The following is a 4,135-nucleotide window of genomic DNA, read 5'->3' as shown; positions in this document are numbered from 1 at the left end:
GTGGTCAGGGTACTTGAGAACTTTCGACAGAAAGCGAAAATACATTTCGTTGTTTACCATTTTATTGGCTTTCAACGAATCAATAACGGTTTCAAAACGAGCTGATTTACTCGGAATTAATAAATAGAAATCCCGGTCTTTCTCTGTATTCAGATTGGCCGTGTAAAAAATCTGCCAGAGGTAAAACGAAACAATCGGAGCCAGAATGGATACGATGATGATAAAGTATTTGAAGAATTTATTACGAACCATGGGTCGAAATAGGTTACACGCTAGGAGAATTATTCATTTCGCCGGGAAAGGATACGCCGAAACGTTCGCCCAGGCTTTTTAAATCAGCGATTACAGGAGCTAATACCGGAATTCCTTCCGTCCGACGAATGGCTTCCATTTCACGCTCCGGATCGCCCGGGATGCGGACACTTTCCCCGTTCAGTCCTTCCGCCGAGCGGAATCTACGAATCCATTGGTCTAAATGGGTTTTAAATTCATCCGCTGGCCGGAACGCATCCACCCGCATGGCCCCCAGAAAATGACCCGTACCAATGCCTACACCTTCTTCCGCAGCCATGAAACCGGCCGTAGCAAAGGGAGGAACCCAGGGTCCGTAGTTGGCTCCAGAAAGTATGCCCGAAAATAAATCGACCATCGCTCCCAGTCCGTAGCCTTTATGACTACCGTGTTCACGATCCCCTCCCAGCGGTAGCAGGGCTCCGCCCTTCCGTACGGCATTGGCATCGGTAGTGGGCTGTCCATCGGCGTCCTGTACCCAACCGGTGGGCGTATCCAGATTTTTCCGCTGGAGAATTTCCAATTTGCCGTAAGCGGCCGTTGTAGTAGCCATATCCAGTAAAAAGGGAGGTTCTTCCTTGGCGGGCATGGCTACGCAGATGGGGTTCGTTCCGAGGAGTCGCTCTTTCGAAAACGTAGGTGTCACCAGCGGTCCGGCGTGGGTCATGGACCAACCGATCATATCCCGTTCCAGGGCCATAGAGGCGTGATAACCGGCAATACCAAAGTGATTGGAATTTCGTACCGCGACCCAACCCGTTCCTACTTTGTCGGCCTTTTCCATCGCAATCTCCATGGCTCGTGGAGCCACGACGAGTCCTAAACCAGCATCACCATCCAGAACGGCGGTAGAAGGCGTTTCATGGATGATCCGCATCTGGGGTTTCGGATTCAGACGACCGTGATCCATCAGCCGGACATAGCCGGACAATCGGGCTACGCCGTGGGAATCAATGCCACGTAGATCGGCAGAAACCAGCACATTAGCCGCCAGCGTAGCTTCGGATTCGGGGCAACCCATGGCTAGAAAAATATCCCGAACGAAGGCATTAAGTAATCGATGATCAATCATTCACACGTACAATCACGACCAGCGTGACTTAGTTTTTCGGTACAAAAATATCAGTTGAAGGTCAGAATGGAAAAAGATTGAGGGATCACTTCAGGCGTTCGAGCAAGGCTTTTACCAAAGCCGCTGAGTTTCGGGCCGCAATCGGTCCGTAGGTATGCATGTCTACTGAAGCCGAATGGTTGGCATTATCCGAAAGACTGCGAATGATCAGAAAGGGTACGCGTTGCTGCCAGCAAATCTGACTGACGGCCGCTCCTTCCATCTCAATGGCATCGGCCTGCATAGTCCGACGGATGTACAGACTGGCGGAATCAGAAGCCATAAAAACGTCCCCCGTTACGACCGTACCGCTGTAAATGGTCGGTTGGTAAGTGCCCACTTTTTCCAGTTTCACCTTCGGAATGACCACGCCTGCTACGAGTAACAACGATGAGTCAGCCGGGAAATACAGCGGGTTTTCCTGAAAGTTATACGGATTACGCGTAGGTCGAACCGTCATTCCCTCTTTCAGTACGCGACCGTAATCGTGGTAGGCCACTTTGGTGGCCATTACAATATCTCCGGGCTGATATTTTGGATTCAGGCCGCCGGCGATTCCCGTGAAAATCACTTCGCGGGGCCGGAAATGTTCCAACAATAACGTCGTGGTTAACGCAGCGTTTACCTTTCCGATTCCACCCTGCACCAATACAATTTTCCGACCTTCCAAACTACCCGTGTAAAACGTCAATCCTTCGATGCGTTGTTCACGGCGACCTTTTATTTCTTTTTTAAGCACTTCTACTTCATCAGCGAAAGCACCCATAATCGCCGTCAGATTATTACTTTTTCGGGGAAATTTGGTTTGAGCGTCCGGCGTAGTGGAATAGGTAAGCTGAGCAGAAAGATTGAAACAGATTCCGAGCAAACCTACGAGTACGAGTGTACAAATTTTCATGAAGTAAGGAGCTTATTCTACGATCAGGGCGGCCACGCACAAAGCGATGATGCACCAAAACGCCAAAGGTAATTCACGAAACTTACCACTGGCTGCTTTTAGCACCGCATAACTTAAAAAGCCCCAAATGATTCCTTGCGTAATGCTATAGCTAAAGGGAATGAGTACCATGGCCAGAAAAGCGGGTACTGCTTCCTCCCACTGGTCCCAAGGAATTCGGGTAACCGTTTTCATCATAAGTACCCCCACCAGCACCAGCGAGGGGGCCGTAGCCACGGAAGGTACCATGCTCAACAAGGGCGATAAAAACAAACAGGGCAGAAAACAGAACGCCGCCGTAATAGCGGTCAGTCCAGTACGTCCTCCGGCTTCAATACCAACCGCCGACTCGACATAAGCCGTACCGGGACTCGTACCAACCAGTCCCGCCAGCGTAGTTGATACGGCATCAGTAAGCAAGGATTCTTTCAACATCAACGGCTCTCCGTCGGCATCCAGTCGGCCCGTGGCTTCTGCCAGGCCTACAAACGTGCTCAGGCTGTCGAACAGATCGGTAAATACAAAAGCAAAGATGACGGGTGCCAGCGACCAGCTCAGAGAACCTTTCAGATCCAGTTGAAAAAGCAAACTAAAATCCGGGGCGGCAACTACTCCTTGCCAGTTAACCAATCGAGGACCCTCATCCAGCCTACCGGGTAATAAGGCTAGTAATGTCGTCAGTACAATTCCCCAGAGTAGGGCTCCGTGTACTTTCTTCTGAATGAGAACTGCTGTGAGAAGCAGGCCTACCAGAAAGGTACAAACCGCGGGCGTCAGTGGACCAATGCTAATCATGGTTGCGGGATTCGCGACAACGAATTTGGCGTTACTGAAACCAATCAGGGTAATGAATAGCCCAATGCCGGCGGCAATACCGTACCGCAGCGATTTAGGGATGGTTTTAATGAGCAGAACGCGTACGTTGAATAGCGAAATGATCAGGAAGAAAACGCCCGACCAGAATACGGCACCCAAAGCCGTAGGTACGGGGACCTTCATGCCCTGCACGACGGTAAAGGTAAAAAACGCGTTGAGACCCATACCCGGAGCCACCACATAAGGGCTTTTAGCATACAGCCCCATCATCAGGCTACAGAAGAAGCAAACGAGAACGGTAGCGGTTAATACACCCGAGAAGGGCATTCCGGCGAGGGATAAAACGGAAGGATTAACTACCACTATATACGCTGTGGCTAGAAAACTGGTGACGCCGGCTAGTAATTCAGTACGAATAGAAATGGGGACATGATCCATAGATTTCATGTCCCCAATTTCCATCAAAAAAGATCAAAATACGAATGTTTTCTAATTAAAGATATTTACGCAGACGACTCAGCGACTCGGGAGTAACCCCCAAATACGAGGCTAAATGGTACTGCGGAACACGTTGAATCAGCGAGGGATGATCCTGTAACAGGCGTAGGTAACGGCGGGCCGCATTGTCAGCAATCTGCGAATCAATACGTCCTTCCATATCCTGGATGGTACGCTCCAGCATCATCATGGAGAAACGTTGATACGCCAGGGATTCTTCAAAAAGAGCCTTACGACGCTCACTGTTCATGACCAGTAAGGTAGAATCCTCCAAGGCTTGTACGGTGTAGGGACTTAGGCGATGAGCTGAATATCCCGTTACACTGGTTACAAAAGAATTCTCGTCTTTCAGAAACAAGGTAACTTCCTTACCCTTGTCCGTACGAAAAACCCGCATCACACCTTCGATGATAAAAGCGACTTCATCGATGTGATCTCCTTGGTGAATAAAATAGTCTCCTTTCTTAAACGTGCGTGTTTCA

The 4,135-nt window shown here is 49.7% G+C and carries 4 protein-coding genes and 1 pseudogene; all 5 read right to left on the bottom strand.

The features are described 5' to 3' along the window. Positions 1-252, bottom strand: a pseudogene (locus ACOJTG_RS16760) (aminodeoxychorismate lyase); the annotation flags it as partial. 13 nt (positions 253-265) lie between these two features. Further along, entirely contained in the window at positions 266-1,363 is a 1,098-nt protein-coding gene (locus ACOJTG_RS16755; RefSeq protein ID WP_420154882.1) for an Ldh family oxidoreductase, read from the bottom strand. A gap of 85 nt (positions 1,364-1,448) precedes the next feature. Further along, positions 1,449-2,300 carry a 5'-methylthioadenosine/adenosylhomocysteine nucleosidase gene (locus tag ACOJTG_RS16750; RefSeq protein WP_420154881.1) on the bottom strand — a complete coding sequence of 284 codons (852 nt, stop codon included), beginning with the start codon at positions 2,298-2,300 and terminating at the stop codon, positions 1,449-1,451. A 12-nt stretch (positions 2,301-2,312) separates the two neighbouring features. Beyond that, on the bottom strand, positions 2,313-3,593 hold the full coding sequence (locus ACOJTG_RS16745) for an NCS2 family permease (protein WP_420154880.1): 1,281 nt from the start codon (positions 3,591-3,593) through the stop codon (positions 2,313-2,315). A 55-nt stretch (positions 3,594-3,648) separates the two neighbouring features. Beyond that, a partial coding sequence (locus ACOJTG_RS16740; protein WP_420154879.1) for a Crp/Fnr family transcriptional regulator occupies positions 3,649-4,135 on the bottom strand: 487 nt, incomplete at its 5' end.

The sequence above is a fragment of the Siphonobacter sp. genome (assembly GCF_048595215.1).
Taxonomy (GTDB): domain Bacteria; phylum Bacteroidota; class Bacteroidia; order Cytophagales; family Spirosomataceae; genus Siphonobacter.
This window is presented reverse-complemented; position numbering and strand designations above follow the sequence as displayed.